The organism is Streptomyces sp. NPDC060002 (assembly GCF_042737245.1).
Lineage (GTDB): Bacteria > Actinomycetota > Actinomycetes > Streptomycetales > Streptomycetaceae > Streptomyces.
On the sequence record NZ_JBHWUW010000002.1, the window covers coordinates 282,274 to 297,007 of the forward strand.

Below are 14,734 nucleotides of genomic sequence, written 5' to 3' on the forward strand. Positions count from 1 at the left end.
GCCGTAGGGCTTTTCCGGGTCCGGCGACGGGTCCGGGGACCGCGTCCGGCGACTATGCCGAGCGGCCGAAACCGATCGTCGGCACCGCTCTGCGCAGCGGCCACGGGGTGGCCTCCTCCGCCGCCGTGAGCAGTGCCGGGAGCAGGGTGTCCAGGAACGCGTAACGCCGCAGCGCCTCGGGGTCCTGGCTCTCGACCGACTGGACCCTGCGCCACCAGGCCGCGATCTCGGACCAGCCGGGGGCGGAGAGCGAGCCGCCGAACTCCTGCACGGAGAGGGCCGCCGTGAGGCCGGCGAAGGCGAGCCGGTCGGCGAGCGGCCAGCCGGCCAGCGTGCCCGTGACGAATCCGGCCACGAAGACGTCCCCCGCGCCGGTCGGATCGAGGGCCTCGACGGCGATGGCCGGGACCTCCGCTGACTCGCCGGTGCGCCGGTCCACCGCGTAGGCGCCCTCCGCACCGAGCGTCACGACCGCGAGCGGTACGTGCTCGGTGAGGGCGTGGGCGGCGGCCCGGGGACAGGTGGCGCCGGTGTAGCGCATGGCCTCCTCCGCGTTCGGCAGGAAGGCCTCGCAGTGCGCCAGGTCGGTGAGGCCGGCCAGGTCCCAGGCACCGGTGTCGTCCCAGCCGACGTCGGCGAAGACGCGGGTGCCGCGCCCGGCGGCCCGCTCGATCCAGGGGTCGCGTCTGCCCGGGGTGAGGGAGGCGACGGCGGCACGGGCGTGCGGCGGGTGCTCCGGGGCGCCCTCCTCGACCGCCATGGCTTCCAGCGGCGGTTCGTGTCCGTGGGAGACCATGGTCCGCTCGCCCTCGTAGGCCATGGAGACGGTGACCGGCGAGTGCCAGCCGGGGACGGAGCGCGAGGTGCTGAGGTCGATGCCCTCGCCCTGTTCGAGGGCGTCCCAGCAGTACTCGCCGTAGTGGTCGTCCCCGAAGGCCGCCGCGAGGGAGGTGCGCAGGCCGAGCCGGGCGAGGGCGGTGGCCATGTTGGCGACGCCGCCCGGGCTCGAGCCCATTCCGCGCGCCCAGGACTCGGTGCCGCGCACCGGGGCGGAGTCGAGTCCGGTGAAGATGATGTCGAGGAAGACGGTGCCGGTGAGGTAGACGTCCCACGGTGGATCGCCGGGGGCGCGCCGGGCGGCCAGGGGGTCGACCCGGGCAGCGGGGCAGATCTGGCCGGCCTTGCCGGTCTGGCGGTGGCGTCCCTCTCCGGTGGACGCGTTGGACGCGGTCACGGTGCGCTCCCTGACGTGGTGCCGATCTGGCCAGTGTGCACCACGCCACCGACAACACCCCGTCTGTCACACGCGACGCGGGAGACCTACCCCTCAGTACCTGCGAGCGGCGCCCTCGAACCACGCCACGTCCACCGGCAGGCCCGCCGCCCGCGCGTCGAGGACGGTGTCGGCGGTGCCGCCGCCCCTGCCGGCGGGCGGTCGGCCGTTCCGCACGGCGACGAGCCGGTCGGCACGTTCGATCAGTACGGCGTCGGCGGCCTCGTACGCCTGCCGGCCGGCCTTCTCCCGGGGGAGGAGGACCTCCCCGGTGGCTTCGACGAGGCGGCCGCGGCAGGGCGCGCCGGCGGGCTCGACCTGGCTCAGCCGATCGACGACGGCCACCGGCACGGAAGTCACCAGCGGGGGACGGCCGGGGTGACCCAGTCGGGGTCGGCCAGCCGCATGGCCGCCGCGTCGTCGCGCTCGCGCAGGGCGCCGTCGTCGTCGAGCCAGCGCCGGTGCAGGAACCGGAGCTTGTCCCGGTCGAGTTCGACGCCCAGGCCGGGCGCGTCCGACACGGTGACCTTGCCGTCGTCGAAGGTGAGGCGTTCGGTGAGGACGTCCTCCGACTGCCAGGGGTAGTGGGAGTCGCAGGCGTGGTGGAGGTTCGGGACGGTGGACGCCACATGGGTCATCGCGGCCAGCGAGATACCCAGGTGGGTGTTGGAGTGCATGGAGATCCCGACGCCGAACGTCCGGCAGATCTCGGCGAGTTGCCGGGTGTTGCGCAGTCCGCCCCAGTAGTGGTGGTCGGAGAGGACGACCTGGACGGCCCCGCGGGTGAACGCCTCCCTGATCTCGGCGAACGTCGTCACGCACATGTTGGTGGCGAGCGGCACGTCGGTCCTCGCGGCCACCTCGGCCATGGCCGGGGTGCCGAGGGCCGGGTCCTCCAGGTATTCGAGGATGCCGCCGATCTCGTCGGCCACCTTCAGCGAAGTCGCCACGGACCAGGCGCCGTTGGGGTCGAGCCGCAGCGGGTGGCCGGGGAACGCCTCGGCCAGCGCCCGTACGGCGGCGATCTCCTCGTCCGGCGGGAAGACACCGCCCTTGAGCTTGAAGGAGGTGAAGCCGTAGCGCTCCTTGAAGCGCCGGGCCTGCTCGACGACCCCGGCCGGGTCGACGGCGGCGCCCCAGTCGTCCTTCTCCGCGGGGACGCCCTCCGGGTGGTCGGCCCACTTGTAGAAGAGGTAGGCGCTGTATTCGACCGCGTCGCGCACCTTGCCGCCGAGCAGCGTGTGCACGGGCAGGCCGAGCGTCTTGCCGAGGGCGTCGAGGCAGGCGACCTCGAAGGCGGAGACGACGGAAAGCCGCAGCTTGTCGGCGGTCTGGACGCCGCGCAGCCCGCCGACGTCCACCTGCCCGGAAACCCGGGAGCTGTCGACGGCCACCTCGTCGGCGACGGTGAACAGGCCGTTCAGGTCGCTCACCGGGCGGCCGTGGAGCTTCTCGGCGAACGGGCGGGCCAGTTCCAGGTACTTGGTGTCGCCGTACGTCTCGCCGACGCCCGTGACCCCGTCCGCCGTCTCGACCTCGACGATCAGCCGGGGCGTGTACGGCTGGTGCACGCCCTGCGTGTTGAGCAGGGGCGGGTCGGCGACCAGGATCGGGGTCAGGCGGACGTCGGTGATCGTGAGGTTCACAGCGCGGCTCCTACGAGGTCGAGGCCGGTGCTCGGCAGGGTCCTGAGGTCGGCGGGCGAGGGGTCGGTGAGCTGGGCGCGGACCGGTCCGACGGGGCGGCTGCCGCGCAGCCGGGCCGCCGCCTTGTCGTCGCCGTCGCGCAGCGCGCCGAAGACAGCACCCCCCGCGTCCTGCCGCCCCGCGGGCGTCGGACCGTTTCCCTGTCGAGGCTCACCCTCGGCATCTCCCCATGTAGACATCATCCATGTATGCAGATGGAGATTAGATACGCGAACACCGTCCGTCAATGGGCGTGCGCCGCGGTGCACCGGCCGGGCGCGTGGCCCTCCACCCGCACACCCTTACGATCGGCACATGTCGGAGACAGGCGGCGTCCGCGAGGTGAAGTCCGCGGCGCGCACCGTCGAGCTGCTGGAACTGCTCGCGGCGCGCGGCGACCGGCCGGCGCGGCTCCAGGAGCTGGCGGACGAACTCGGCGTGCCGCGCAGCTCGATGTACGCGCTGCTCCAGACCCTGATCAGCCGGGGCTGGGTGCGCACCGACGTGACCGGCTCCCTGTACGGCATCGGCATCCACGCCCTGCTGACCGGCACGAGCTATCTCGACTCCGACCCGCGCGTGCGGCTGGTGCGGCCCTACCTCGACGAGGCGTCCGAGGCGCTGGGCGAGACGATCCACCTGGGCCGGCTGGACGGCCGCGGCGTGGCGTATCTGGCGACGCGCGAGTCGCACGAGTACCTGCGCACGATCAGCCGGGTCGGGCGGCGGCTCCCGGCGCACGTCGGCGCGCTGGGCAAGGCGCTCCTGGCGCAAAGGCCGGACGGCGAGCTGCCCGAGGGGCCGTACGAGGCGTTCACCCCGCACTCCCGCACGAGCCGTCAGGCGCTGCTCGCCGACCTCGCCGGGGTGCGGGCGCGCGGGTACTCCGTGGACCGCGAGGAGGGTGTCCTCGGCCTCGCCGGTTTCGGGTTCGCGCTGCGCTACGACACCCCCGCGCAGGACGCGGTCAGCTGCTCGGTGCCGGTGGCCCGGCTGACGCCGGAGCACGAGGAGCGGATCGTCGCGGTGATGCGGGAGATCAGGGCGAAGATCGAGGCGACGGCGCCGGGTTCGAGCGGCACGGCCGACTGGCGTTAGCGCCTGCCATTACCCGGTCTCCCCTGCCACAAACACAAGGTGATCCACATCACCCGCCCCACCCTTCATCTCGCACCGCGTGCTTGATACAAATTGCCCGCGCGTTCCTGTCCGTCGACGGTCGGCGCCCCACCCCTCTTTGTGAGCCGTCCCTTTCGCATGCCCTGGAACGCCCGTGTTCGCCCCTCGCACCACCCTGCCCTGGCCCGTCGTCGCCCTCTTCACTGCCGGGTACCTCGCCCCCTATCTGCTGCCGACCGTGGTCGGCCGGCTGGACGCCGGGCTGCCGCTGTCCGCCACCGAGGCCGGAGCCGTCGGCAGTGCGCTGCTGCTCGGTTCGGCCGCCGCCGGGTTCCTGCTCGCCTCCCGCGTGGAGCGGATCGGGGCGCGGACCCTCGCCCGGATCGGACTGGCCCTCGCCGTGCTCGGCTACGGCGGTGCCGCCCTCGCCGGTGAGGTGAGCGCCGTCATCGCGGGCGCGGTGCTCGGCGGTTTCGGCTCCGGCACGGTCACGACGGTCGCCGCCACCCGGATCGCCGCCCATCCCGACCCGCACCGCGTCTCCACGGCGGGCCTGCTCGGAGTCTCCGCGCTCGCGGCTGCCGTCTATCTGACGGTGCCGCACCTGGGCGCGGGGCACGGACAGCCGCTGGCCGCGATCGCCCTCACCGCGCTCGCGGTATGGCCGCTGACGGGGCGTCTGCCCGGCCGGACGGCACCTGCCCGCACCCGCCCCGAGGACCGCCCGCGGCTGCCCCGGGTGCGTGCCGGCCTCGTCCTGGCCGCCGCCATGCCCTGCTGGTCGCTGGTCCAGAACTCGCTCTGGGGCGTCAGCGGGCGCATCGGCCTGACCCAGGCGCACCTCACCGAGGCCGGCGTCGGCATCGTCTTCGCGGTGGCGCTGGGGGCCGGGCTCACCGGAGTGCTGGGCGCGGGGGCGCTCGGGGCGCGGCTCGGACGGGCGGTGCCCATCGGCGCCGGGACCGTCCTGATCGCCGGCTGTGTCGTCGCCAGCGCCCGCGCGACCGGGCCGGTGAGTTTCGCGGCCGGCGAGATCGCCTGGAACACGCTCTACCCGATCGTGCTGTCGTACCTGATCGGACTGGCCGCCTCGCTCGACCCGCGCGGCCGCTGGGCGGTGCTCGTCGGGTCCGCGGGCTCGCTGGGGACGGCGGCGGGGCCGCTGACCGGGAGCGTGCTGTCGGCGTGGGCCGGGTTCCCGGTGATGGGTCTGGTGCTGGGGGCCGGGCTGCTCGTCGTCGCGGTGCCGATGACCGCCGTCGCCCTGCGCACGGGCGGCGGCCCGCGGTTCGCGGGCGCGGTCCGACGGCGGGGCGGCGCCCTGGAACCGCGGGTGGTGGTGGAGATCCCGGTGGAGGGCTCGGCGGTACCCCTCCGGGAGGCGTACGGCACGGCCGGACCACGGCGGGCGGGCGCCGCGCCGGGGTCCGGTGACTGAGGCCGCCCGACCGGCCCGTCGCCGCCCGCTGCCCGGCTCGCGCCGCCCCTGCCCGCCGGCGGAAGTACCAGCCGGCCGCGGTGAGCAGCAGCGCCAGACCGGCCGCCGTGCCGACGGTGGCGCCGGTGGCGCCGGTGGCGCCGGTGGAGACGGTGGCGCCGGTGGAGACGGTGGCGCCGGTGGAGACGGTGGAGACGGTGGAGGCGGTGGAGACGGTGGAGGCGGTGGAGACGGTGGAGGCGAGGCTGCCGCCGGAGGCCGAGCCGCTCGCCGACGTGCCCGTGCCGCTCGGGCTGGGCGACCGGGTCGTCGACATGGAGGACGGCGTGCTGCTGAGCTTCGGCCCCCGCACACCTCTCGTCAGCGGCATCCTGGTCGACCGCATCCACCGGGTCTGACCAGGACAGCTCCTAGAACGTGTAGGCGTCGACCTCCGCGAGGCACCGCGCCCGCCGCTCCTCGTCGTCCTCCAGGAAGGAGGCGACGAAGGAGTTGCGGGCCAGCTCGCGCAGCCGCTCCTCGCCCAGGCCCAGGGCGGCGCCCACGGCGTCGAAGTTGTCGCCGGCGTACCCGCCGAAGTAGGCGGGGTCGTCCGAGTTGACCGTGCACAGCAGCCCGGCGTCGAGCATGGCGGGCAGCGGGTGGTCGGCGAGGACGTCGACGGTCCGCAGCCGCACGTTGGACAGCGGGCACAGTGTCAGCGGGATCCGCTCCCGCACCAGCCGCTCCACGAGCGCCGGGTCCTCCATGCACCGGAGCCCGTGGTCGACGCGCTCCACGCCGAGCACGTCCAGGGCCTCGGTGATGTACTCCGGCGGCCCCTCCTCACCGGCGTGCGCGACGCGCCGCAGCCCGAGAGCGGCCGCCGCCTCGTACACCTCGCGGAACTTCACCGGCGGATGCCCGACCTCGGCGGAGTCCAGGCCGACACCGATGATCCGGTCGAGGTGGGGCCGCGCCGCCTCCAGGGTCTCCAGCGCCGACTCGGCGGACTCGTCGCGCAGGAAGCACAGGATCAGCCGGGTCGAGATGCCGTGCTCGGCCTCACTGCTGCCCAGCGCGCGCCACAGTCCGTCCACGACCGTGCCCATGCCGACCCCGCGGGCGAGGTGGGCCTGCGGGTCGAAGAAGATCTCCGCGTGCCGCACGCCCTGCGCGGCGGCCCGCGCGAGATAGGCGTTCGCGAGGTCCTCGAAGTCGCGCTCGGTGCGCAGGACCGTCATGAGCTCGTAGTACAGGTTCAGGAACGACTGGAGGTCCTCGAACTGATACGCCTCGCGGAGCTCGTCCGTGTCGGCGTACGGCAGTGCGACCCCGTTGCGGGCGGCCAGCTCGAAAGCCAGCTCGGGCTCCAGGGTTCCTTCGATGTGCAGGTGCAGTTCAGCTTTGGGGAGTGGCATCAAAGCATCGTACGGCTGCTCCCGCCCGGATTCCGCTTTGCGATGTCTGCGCCGATCACCCCTGCTGACCTGCTTCTCTGCTGGGGGTCCGGGGGTCGTCCCCCGGAATGGCGCAGTACCGCCGTTTCGGAACCGGCACTCGCAGCAGGTCGTGCGCCACGGTCAGCTCGCCCTCGAACCCGGCCGCCCGCGCCTGCCGCTCGAATTCCTCCGGCTCGGAGTAGCGCTGGCTGAAGTGGGTCAGGACCAGATGCCGCACCCCGGCGTCACGGGCCACCCGCGCGGCCTGACCGGCGGTCAGATGACCGTGATCGATGGCGAGTTGCTCGTCCTCGTCGAGGAAGGTCGACTCGATGACGAGCAGATCGGCGCCGTCGGCGAGGGTGTGCACCCCCTCGCACAGCCGGGTGTCCATCACGAACGCGAACCGCTGCCCGCTCCGCACCTCGCTCACGTCGTCCAGCGACACCCCGCCGATCGAGCCCTCCCGCTGGATCCGGCCGACGTCCGGCCCCTTGACGCCGTGCGCGGCGAGCCTCTCGGGCAGCATGCGGCGGCCGTCGGGCTCGACGATCCGGTAGCCGTAGGACTCGACGGGGTGCGAGAGCCTGGCGGCTTCGAGTCGGTAGGACGCGGTGGTGGCGAGGACCCCGTCCGCGTCGACCGGGGCCTCCGTGATGCCGACGGTCTCGCGATAGGCGGTGGAGTAACGCAGCCGGTCGAAGAAGCGCTGCCCGGAGCGCGGGTAGTGCGCGGTGACCGGGTGCGGGACCTTGTCCAGGTTGATGCGCTGGATGACACCGGCGAGGCCGAGGGAGTGGTCGCCGTGGAAGTGCGTGACGCAGATCCGGTTGAGGTCGTGCGCCGCGACCCCGGCGCGCAGCATCTGCCGCTGGGTGCCCTCGCCCGGGTCGAAGAGGACGCCCTCGCCGTCCCAGCGCAGCAGGTAGCCGTTGTGGTTGCGATGCCGGGTCGGGACCTGGCTGGCGGTGCCGAGGACCACCAGTTCACGTACGGACACGGCGGCCTATCCGGGGGGCCAGTGCAGGCCGCGGCCGCCGACGACGTGCGCGTGGGCGTGCCAGACGGTCTGGCCGGCGCCGGCGCCGGTGTTGAAGACGACGCGGTAGCTCTCCAGCTTGTCCTCGTCCGCGACCGCCTGCGTCTCGCGCAGCACGTCGGCGGCGAGCTCCGGCGCGCCGGCGGCCAGGGCGGCGGCGTCCCGGTAGTGCGCCTTCGGGATCACCAGGACGTGGGTGGGCGCCTGCGGGTTGATGTCCCGGAAGGCGATGGTCGTCTCGGTCTCCCGCACGATCGTCGCCGGGATGTTCCCTGCGACGATCTTGCAGAACAGACAGTCGTCCTGCGGTTCCCCTGCCATGCGGGTTCCTCCTCAGACGGTCGATCAGTACGGGGGCATGGTAGCGGGGGGTGCGTTGTTCCAGCCTGTCCGGCGTTCGAGGACGAGACCGTTCAGGCCGAAGCGGGGGTCTGGGGGCGGCAGCCCCGGAGACGGTCGCACCGACGCCGGGTGGGCTATGACCCCGGTAGCGGCGGAGGCGTCTTCGCCGGGGTCTCCTGGAGAGCAGCCAGCGCGAGCGAGACCGCCTCGTCCAGCTGGACATCCCTCCCCGCGGCGTGATCCTGCGGAGCACAGATCACCTCGACGTCGGGATCGACACCGTGGTTCTCCACGCCCCACTCGTACCCCTCCAGCCAGAACGCGTACTTGGGCTGCGTGACGAGCGTCCCGTCCACCAACCGGTACCGGCTGTCGATCCCGATCGTCCCGCCCCACGTACGCGTGCCCACCACCGGCCCGATCCCGAGCGCCTTGATCGCCGCGTTGACGATGTCCCCGTCGGACCCGGAGAACTCGTTGGCGACGGCGACGACGGGCCCCCTGGGCGCGTCCTCCGGGTAGCTGGACGCCCGCATCCCGCGCGGCAGGTCCCAGCCGACGATGCGCCGGGCGAGCTTCTCGACGACCAGCTGCGAGGTGTGCCCGCCCCGGTTCTCCCGGACGTCCACGATCAGCCCCTCCCTCGCGACCTCCACCCGCAGGTCACGGTGGATCTGGGCCCACCCGGGCGCCTGCATGTCGGGCACGTGCAGATACCCCAGCCGCCCGCCGGACGCCTCGTGCACGTACGCCCGCCGGTCCGTGACCCACGCGTGGTAGCGCAGCGCCTCCTCGTCCGCGACGGGGACGACGACGGCATGCCTCGGCTCGCCCCCGCCGGACGGCGAGATCGTCAGCTCGACGACCTTGCCCGCGGTGCCGACGAGCAGCGGTCCGGGCCCGGTGACCGGGTCCACCGGCTGCCCGCCGACGGCGACGATCGCGTCGCCGGCCCGCACCGCGACGCCGGGAGCGGCGAGCGGGGAGCGCGCGTCGGGGTCGGAGGTCTCCGAGGGCAGCACCCGGTCGATGCGCCAACTGCCGTCCGGGTGAAGGGAGATGTCGGCGCCCAGCAGACCCTGCCGGACGCCGCCGCCATGGCCGCCACGCGGCACGACGTAGGCGTGCGAGGTGCCGAGTTCGCCGTGCACCTCCCACAGCAGGTCGACGAGGTCGTCGTGGGTGGCGACCCGTTCCAGCACGGGCCGGTAGCGGTCGAGGACGCCGTCCCAGTCGACGCCGCCCAGGTCGGGCCGCCAGAAGTTGTCCCGCATGATCCGGCCGGTCTCGTCGTACATCTGCCGCCACTCGGCGGCCGGGTCGACGCTGCGGCGGACCCGGCCGAGGTCGACGGTGATGTTGCTGTCGCTGTCCTCGTCGCCGGAGGCGCGCCGGTCGCTGGGCACGACCTTGAGCTTGCCGTCCGTCCACAGCAGCAGCCGCTTGCCGTCGCCGCTGACCTCGAAGCCGTCGGCGTCGGCGGCGAGGTGCTCGATGCGCTGCTGGGCGAGGTCGTAGCGCTCCAGTTCGGTGTGCGGGTCGGGGTCGTCCGGGGTGGCGCGGGAGGCGCCGAGGACTCCGCGCACGGGGTGGCGCAGCCACAGCACGCCGTCCTTCGCCGCGGCCAGCCCGGAGTACCGGCCGGCCTCCACGGGGAAGGGGACTATCCGGTCGGCGAGGCCTTCGAGGTCGATACGGGTGGTCGGGGTGCCCTCGCTGTCGGGGGTCTCGTCCTTGTCGGGGGTCTCGAAGGGCCTGCCGTGCCGCTGCGGGCCGAACGGGGACGGGGTGGTCGCCGCGAGGGTGATGAGGTGCGGGCGGGCCCCGGCCACGAAGGACAGGTCGAAGACGTGCTGGTCGTACACCGGGTCGAAGGCGCGCGTGGAGAGGAACGCGAGGTGCTTGCCGTCGAGGGTGAAGGCGGGCGCGTAGTCCCGGAAGCGCAGCGGGGTCGCCTCGGTGACCGACAGGTCGGTGACGTTGGCGAGCTTGAGCTGGCTGAGCGGGCGCGGCCCGGGGTGCGACCAGGCCAGCCAGGCCGAGTCGGGCGAGAAGACCAGGTCGGACACCTCGCCGTCGGGGCTGCTGTCGACCTCGCGGACCTCACCGGTCTCCCGCTCGACGAGCAGCAGCCGTCCGTCGTGCGCGGCGACGGCGGCCCGGCTGCCGTCGGGCGCCATGGCGAGCTCCAGGACCCGCCCGAGCCGTCCGGCGGCGAGCCGGCGCGGCGTGGCGCCGGGGGCCGCCCCGGTGGCCGGGGCGAACTCCAGCGCGTCCTCGCCCTCGGCGTCGGTCACCCACACGACCCACTCCTCGCCCTCCGTGCGGAAGGTGCGCGGCAGCCGGGCCCGGACGCCGGGTTCGGCGGCGAGCGCGCGGGCGGGTCCGGAACGGTGGGTCACCCAGTGGACGGCGCCGCGCACCTCCACGGCGCTGCCCCGCGCGGTGTGGTCGGGCGCGGCCTCGCCCAGCCACCGGGAGGCGGCCACGGGGTACGGCCGGCGGTCGGTGCGCTGCCCGCCGAGGCGGATGTCGAGCCGGCGCGGTTCCGCGCCGTCCAGGTCGTCGAGGAGCCACAGCTCACCCGCGGCCATGTACACGACCCGAGTACCGTCACCGGCGGCGTGCCGGGCGTAGAAACCTTCGAGAGGCGTGTGTCGCCGCAGGTCGGCCCCGTCGGCGAGGGACGAGTACAGCGCCCCGGTGCCCTCGTGGTCCGACAGGAACGCGATCCTCTCCCCCGCCCACACGGGGTACTCGATGTTCCCGTCGAGCTCCTCGTGCAGCCGGACGAACTCCCCGTCGCCCTCCCGGTCGATCCACAACTTGCCCGCCGTACCGCCCCGGTAGCGCTTCCAGTGGGCGGCCTCGCGCCCCATCGGCGCGGACAGCACCACGGTGTGCGGGCCGTGCGCGACCGTGCCGACCGGCCCGTACGGCAGGGTCGTCGCCGGTCCGCCGTCGACGGGGACGGCGCGGGCCCAACTGCGGCGCAGGGTCGCCTGGTCGTAGGTGCTGACGGCGAGGACCCGGCCGTCCGGGGTCCAGCCCCGCACCCGGGTCTGCCAGCTCCCCCAGTACGTCAGCCGGGTCGACGGGCCGCCGTCGACGGGGGCGATGTGCACCTCGGGGGCGCCGTCGCGGGTGGAGGTCCAGGCCACGGTGGTGCCGTCGGGCGAGATGCGCGGCAGGGTGACCGGCACGTTGTCGGCGCTGACCCGCCAGGCGCGGCCGCCGTCGAGGGGGGCCAGCCACACGTCGTCCTCGGCGGCGAAGGCCACCGACTCGCCGTGCAGGTGGGGGTATCGGAGGTATGCGGCAGGCGTCGCGGACTGTGTCACCGAATCACTGTATGCAACGGCGGGACCGCAGGTCAGGGGTTTCGATCACTTCTTTCCACCGCCATCGCCCCCGCCCCCGTCGCCGCCCACGGTCTCGGTGACGGTGACGGTCACGGTGACCGTCGGCCGGCCGCCGGGCCGGTCGGAACCGGACGGCGCGACCGGCGACGGCGTCGCGGACTTGCAGTCACCGAGCCCGCTCACCCGGAACAACTGCTTCTTGCCGACGACGGCGGTGAGATCCCCCCGCACACAGGCCCCGTCGACCGCCCGCGCGACCTGCCCCTCGACCGTGATGTCCCGCCCGTCGGTGGTCTTCCCCTGGCAGTCCACGGAGGCGACGGTCCCCGCCTTCTCCTGGTCCTCGTACTGAGCCGTGCAGGTCAGCCAGCGCACGTCCACGTCCCGCCGCTGGATCTCGGCCGTCGCGGCCTCGTCGGTGGTGTACGCCACGGACATGCTGCTCAGCCCGCCCGGCTCGCACGCCACCACGCCGACCGCCGCCACGGCCACCAACGGGAGAAGCCGAATCCGCCTCGATGCCCCCATGGACGGCAGCGTGCCACTCGGGCGGGCGGTGCGGTAGCCCGTATGCGGTCACGTTGCGCGCGGGTCCCGCCGTGGCCGCGTGAACGCCGTTCACCGCCGTGGCACTCAGCCGCGCAGCAGCAGCCACTCCTGAAGTTCCACCAGATTGCCCTCCGGGTCCTTCAGATGGGCCACCCGCATCCGGTCCGCCATCGGGGCGGGGCCGTGGATCAGGGTGGCGCCGCGGGCGGTGATCCGCGCGCACATGGCGTCCAGGTCGTCGACGCGCAGGGCCACCAGAGAGCGGTGCCCGTTCGCCGTGCCGCTCAGTTCGCCGAGCACCTGCGCCATCATCGCGCGGTCCTGGATGGCTATCCCCGCCGAACCGGTGGCGGGAGAGAACTTCTCGTACGGTCCCCGCTCCGCCCCCGACTGCGGCTTGAGGCCGAGGACCTCGGCGTAGAAGCGGTAGCAGGCGGCGAAGTCGGTGACCAGCAGCCTTACCTGGACGAATTCCACGATGTCCTCCCGGAGAGCGGGCGGGTCAGGACCAGCGGCCGGTCCTGCCCAGGATGAGGGACGCGGCCGCCGTGCCGGCGGTCGAGGTGCGCAGGACGCTCCGCCCGAGCCGGTACGCCTTCGCGCCCGCCTCCGCGAAGAGCGCCAACTCGTCCGGGGAGACGCCCCCTTCGGGTCCCACGACGAGCACGATCTCGCCCGTGGCGGGCAGCGCGGCGGTGGCCAGGGGCTCACTGCCGTAGTCACGGTCCTCGTGCAGGACGGCGGCGAAGTCGGCGCGGGCGAGGACCTCCGCCACCTGCCGGGACGTCGACGCCTCGGCGACCTCGGGGAAACGGACCCGACGGGACTGCTTGCCGGCCTCGCGGGCGGTGGCCCGCCACTTGGCGAGCGCCTTCGCGCCGCGCTCGCCCTTCCACTGGGTGATGCAGCGCGCGGCGGCCCACGGCACGATCGCGTCGACGCCGGTCTCGGTCATCGTCTCGACGGCCAGCTCGCCCCGGTCGCCCTTCGGCAGCGCCTGGACGACGGTGATCCGGGGCGCCTCGGCGGGCTCCTCGATCACCTCTCCCAGGCCCACCACCAGCCGGTCCTTGCCCTCGGCGGCGACGACCTCGCCGCGCGCCCAGCGTCCGGCGCCGTCGGTGAGGACGACCTCCTCGCCGGTCCGCAGCCGCTTCACGGAGACGGCGTGCCGGCCCTCAGGACCGTCCAGCACGAACTCGGAGCGGGAGGACGGGAGTTCGTCGACGACGAAGACGGGCGCCGTCATCCGGCACCGCCCTCACCGGCCGGGAACTCCGACAACGCTGTCCGCGCGTCGGCGAGTTCGGAGACCAGAACCTCCACCAGCTGCCCGGCGGGCAGCTCGCGGGCCAGCCGGTGGCCCTGTCCCGCCCACAGCGCCATGCCCTGCGCGTCGCCCGCCTTGGCGGCCGCCTTGCGCAGCGGCGAGGTGAGGTGGTGGACCTCCGGGTAGGCGGCCGGCGCGTACGGGCCGTGCTCGCGCAGGAAACGGTTGACCAGACCGCGGGCCGGGCGGCCGGAGAAGGCACGGGTCAGCTCGGTCCGCACGAAGAGGGGGTTGGTCAGCGCCTGCTTGTGCACGGCGTGCGCGCCGGACTCGGGCGTGACGAGGAACGCGGTCCCCAGCTGGGCCGCGTCCGCGCCGGCCGCGAGGGCCGCGGCGATCTGGCTCCCGCGCATGAGCCCGCCCGCGGCAACGATCGGCAGGTTCACGGACTCGCGGACCTGGGCGATCAGCGCGAGCAGCCCGATGCCGGAGCGGTCGTTCTCCGGGTTGTCCCGGTGGGTGCCCTGGTGGCCGCCGGCCTCCACACCCTGAACGATCACCGCGTCCGCGCCGGCCCGCTCCACCGCGCGGGCCTCCTCGGCGGTGGTCACCGTGACCAGGGTGACCGTTCCCGCGCGCCGCAGGGAGTCCAGCGCCTCGCCGCCCGGGATGCCGAAGTGGAACGACACCACCGGCACCGGGTTGTCCAGCAGCACCGCGAGCTTGGCGTCATAGCCGTCGTCCCGGCCGCTGTCCGGATCGCCCAGCTCGGTCTCGTACCAGGCGGCCTCACCGGCCAGCTGGTGGGCGTAGACCTCGATGGCGCCCGTCTCCGCATGGTCCGGCTGCGGCATGAACAGGTTCACGCCGAAGGGACGGGCGGTGAGGCTCCGCAGCTGCTTGATCTCCTGGTACATGCCGTCGGCCGTTTTGTACCCGGCGGCGAGGAACCCGAGCCCACCGGCCTCGCACACGGCGGCCGCGAGACGCGGGAGAGAGACACCGCCCGCCATGGGGGCCTGCACGATCGGATACGGGAAGAGATCGGTCAGTGCGGAGGACATGACGGCATGTTGTCACGTCCTCCGAACAAGTCCGAATCGACCCTTCCCATGGGCGCCGACTGTCACGTGCCGGCAGATCCAGCCCGTCCGGCGATCGAGGACGAGGCCCGTTCAGGGCCGGTACGGGGGTCTGAGGCGCAGCCCCCAGGGACGGGAAAGGGCAGGGGCGGCG

The 14,734-nt window shown here is 73.7% G+C and carries 12 protein-coding genes and 3 pseudogenes; 3 read left to right on the plus strand and 12 right to left on the minus strand.

What is annotated here, in order from left to right; genetic code table 11:
* Positions 1-52: 52 nt before the first annotated feature.
* The 4 genes and pseudogenes from ACFWBD_RS03745 to ACFWBD_RS03760 form a co-directional block, all read right to left on the minus strand.
* Positions 53-1,234, minus strand: coding sequence for a carbohydrate kinase family protein (locus tag ACFWBD_RS03745; protein ID WP_385662122.1), 1,182 nt, complete (start codon positions 1,232-1,234; stop codon positions 53-55).
* A gap of 93 nt (positions 1,235-1,327) precedes the next feature.
* Positions 1,328-1,603: pseudogene (locus tag ACFWBD_RS03750) on the minus strand (hypothetical protein); the annotation flags it as partial.
* 26 nt (positions 1,604-1,629) lie between these two features.
* Positions 1,630-2,919: a glucarate dehydratase family protein gene (locus ACFWBD_RS03755; RefSeq protein ID WP_385662126.1), complete on the minus strand. Its 1,290-nt coding sequence runs from the start codon at positions 2,917-2,919 to the stop codon at positions 1,630-1,632.
* Positions 2,916-3,044 (minus strand): annotated as a pseudogene (locus ACFWBD_RS03760) (5-dehydro-4-deoxyglucarate dehydratase); the annotation flags it as partial. The pseudogene ACFWBD_RS03760 and the gene ACFWBD_RS03755, both read right to left, overlap by 4 nt.
* 229 nt (positions 3,045-3,273) lie before the next feature.
* Between ACFWBD_RS03760 and ACFWBD_RS03765 the strand changes: the two are divergent.
* The 3 genes from ACFWBD_RS03765 (at position 3,274) to ACFWBD_RS03775 (ending at position 5,913) form a co-directional block, all read left to right on the plus strand.
* Entirely contained in the window at positions 3,274-4,056 is a 783-nt protein-coding gene (locus ACFWBD_RS03765) for an IclR family transcriptional regulator (RefSeq protein ID WP_385662129.1), read from the plus strand.
* A gap of 175 nt (positions 4,057-4,231) precedes the next feature.
* Positions 4,232-5,515: an MFS transporter gene (locus ACFWBD_RS03770; protein WP_385662132.1), complete on the plus strand. Its 1,284-nt coding sequence runs from the start codon at positions 4,232-4,234 to the stop codon at positions 5,513-5,515.
* 80 nt (positions 5,516-5,595) lie between these two features.
* Positions 5,596-5,913 (plus strand): hypothetical protein, encoded by a 318-nt coding sequence (locus ACFWBD_RS03775; protein ID WP_385662135.1) that lies wholly within the window; start codon positions 5,596-5,598, stop codon positions 5,911-5,913.
* A 12-nt stretch (positions 5,914-5,925) separates the two neighbouring features.
* On the opposite strand, the gene ACFWBD_RS03780 is transcribed toward ACFWBD_RS03775, so the two are convergent.
* From ACFWBD_RS03780 to ACFWBD_RS03815, 8 genes and pseudogenes are all read right to left on the minus strand, one after another.
* The gene (locus tag ACFWBD_RS03780) at positions 5,926-6,915 is read right to left on the minus strand and encodes an adenosine deaminase (protein WP_385662137.1); all 990 of its coding nucleotides are present in this window, start codon (positions 6,913-6,915) and stop codon (positions 5,926-5,928) included.
* Positions 6,916-7,033: 118 nt separating this feature from the next.
* Positions 7,034-7,936 (minus strand): annotated as a pseudogene (locus tag ACFWBD_RS03785) (ribonuclease Z); the annotation flags it as partial.
* 6 nt (positions 7,937-7,942) lie between these two features.
* The gene (locus ACFWBD_RS03790) at positions 7,943-8,296 is read right to left on the minus strand and encodes a histidine triad nucleotide-binding protein (protein ID WP_054244874.1); all 354 of its coding nucleotides are present in this window, start codon (positions 8,294-8,296) and stop codon (positions 7,943-7,945) included.
* A 155-nt stretch (positions 8,297-8,451) separates the two neighbouring features.
* Positions 8,452-11,658, minus strand: a complete 3,207-nt coding sequence (locus ACFWBD_RS03795) for a S41 family peptidase (protein ID WP_385662140.1) — start codon at positions 11,656-11,658, stop codon at positions 8,452-8,454.
* A gap of 45 nt (positions 11,659-11,703) precedes the next feature.
* Positions 11,704-12,207: a hypothetical protein gene (locus ACFWBD_RS03800; protein ID WP_385662143.1), complete on the minus strand. Its 504-nt coding sequence runs from the start codon at positions 12,205-12,207 to the stop codon at positions 11,704-11,706.
* 105 nt (positions 12,208-12,312) lie between these two features.
* The gene (locus tag ACFWBD_RS03805) at positions 12,313-12,705 is read right to left on the minus strand and encodes a VOC family protein (RefSeq protein WP_385662144.1); all 393 of its coding nucleotides are present in this window, start codon (positions 12,703-12,705) and stop codon (positions 12,313-12,315) included.
* A 25-nt stretch (positions 12,706-12,730) separates the two neighbouring features.
* Positions 12,731-13,477 carry a 16S rRNA (uracil(1498)-N(3))-methyltransferase gene (locus tag ACFWBD_RS03810; protein ID WP_385662147.1) on the minus strand — a complete coding sequence of 249 codons (747 nt, stop codon included), beginning with the start codon at positions 13,475-13,477 and terminating at the stop codon, positions 12,731-12,733.
* Positions 13,474-14,562: a nitronate monooxygenase gene (locus ACFWBD_RS03815; RefSeq protein ID WP_385662150.1), complete on the minus strand. Its 1,089-nt coding sequence runs from the start codon at positions 14,560-14,562 to the stop codon at positions 13,474-13,476. The genes ACFWBD_RS03810 and ACFWBD_RS03815 overlap by 4 nt, the downstream gene beginning before the upstream one ends.
* Positions 14,563-14,734 lie beyond the last annotated feature (172 nt).

Excerpts from the sequence above, each read along its gene's own strand:
- ACFWBD_RS03800 (WP_385662143.1), bottom strand. The coding sequence starts at position 12,207 with ATGGGGGCATCGAGGCGGATTCGGCTTCTCCCGTTGGTGGCCGTGGCG.
- ACFWBD_RS03810 (WP_385662147.1), bottom strand. The coding sequence starts at position 13,477 with ATGACGGCGCCCGTCTTCGTCGTCGACGAACTCCCGTCCTCCCGCTCC.
- ACFWBD_RS03765 (WP_385662129.1), top strand. The coding sequence starts at position 3,274 with ATGTCGGAGACAGGCGGCGTCCGCGAGGTGAAGTCCGCGGCGCGCACC.
- ACFWBD_RS03815 (WP_385662150.1), bottom strand. The coding sequence starts at position 14,562 with ATGTCCTCCGCACTGACCGATCTCTTCCCGTATCCGATCGTGCAGGCC.
- ACFWBD_RS03790 (WP_054244874.1), bottom strand. The coding sequence starts at position 8,296 with ATGGCAGGGGAACCGCAGGACGACTGTCTGTTCTGCAAGATCGTCGCA.
- ACFWBD_RS03780 (WP_385662137.1), bottom strand. The coding sequence starts at position 6,915 with ATGCCACTCCCCAAAGCTGAACTGCACCTGCACATCGAAGGAACCCTG.